The 931-nt window shown below is 65.4% G+C and carries 1 protein-coding gene and 1 pseudogene; both read right to left on the reverse strand.

Annotated features, from left to right (window positions below):
* A pseudogene (locus BST40_RS28245) lies at window positions 1-399 on the reverse strand (FtsK/SpoIIIE domain-containing protein); the annotation flags it as partial.
* A 95-nt stretch (window positions 400-494) separates the two neighbouring features.
* Window positions 495-830, reverse strand: a complete 336-nt coding sequence (locus BST40_RS28250) for an SCO3933 family regulatory protein (RefSeq protein WP_075545708.1) — start codon at window positions 828-830, stop codon at window positions 495-497.
* Window positions 831-931: the final 101 nt, after the last annotated feature.

Genomic DNA, 931 nt, shown 5'->3' on the forward strand with positions numbered 1-931 from the left:
CACCGACACCACCGCCGGGACCAGGGTGCGCTCACCCAGGCGGGCGGTCAGCCCGTGCAGGGCGCACACCGATGCCCAGTTACGTCCGTAGCGCCACCACGCCCAGAAACGCTGCCTAACCGGATTGGTGACCCACCGGGTGAACGAGGCCGGTTCCACGACTGCCCAGCCGATATATGCCGCGATCTCCACGGCGGCGGTCACCAGGCCGGCGCGGGCGCCCTGACTGACGGCGGCCCAGAGCGCCACCGTGGCCGGGATGCTCAGGAAGGGAAACAGGATCGCCCACCACAATAACTGTCCGGCCGCTTTAACCAATCCGATGATCAGCTCGCCGATCCAGTCATCATTAGCTGATTGATTGTTGTTGTGGTTCTTACGGTTTGGAGTGTTCGACATGACGGTCTTCCTTAACTGACAGCGGAAAGAGGGGTAGGGGTGCCAGCCCGGCAGCCCCTATACGGTGTCCGCGCGGCGCCGGGCCGGCCCTGTGGTTACCTGGCCTGCTGGCCCGCCTTGATGGTGCCGGGGTCGGTGGCGGTGAGGGTTTCGGCGCGATAGGCGATGCCCGAGCGGCCGTCTTGGGACCACGGCAACGCCACCAGACCCGCTACCGCCACCGGCTGACCCACCGTGACTTTCGGTTCCCCGACCACGGTGACCGCCAGCACTTCACCGCCGGTGGCATCCAGGGCGATCAACTGGACCTGCCACAGCGTTTGCCCGGCGGCCTTGTCCACACGGGGTGCCCCGGTGTCGAAATTGGTGCGCTGCTCAGGAATTCGGGTGCACAGGAACGTCACCCCGGCTGTGTCGATACGTAACTTCATGGATTGCTGTCCTTCCTTGCGGTATGGGCGCGGTCTGTTCGGCCGCGACTCAAGGACATCGCCATCCTGGATGCGCCCGGAAGTGACAGGCAGTGACAGGC

The sequence above is a fragment of the Mycobacterium persicum genome (assembly GCF_002086675.1).
In the GTDB taxonomy this organism is placed as follows: domain Bacteria; phylum Actinomycetota; class Actinomycetes; order Mycobacteriales; family Mycobacteriaceae; genus Mycobacterium; species Mycobacterium persicum.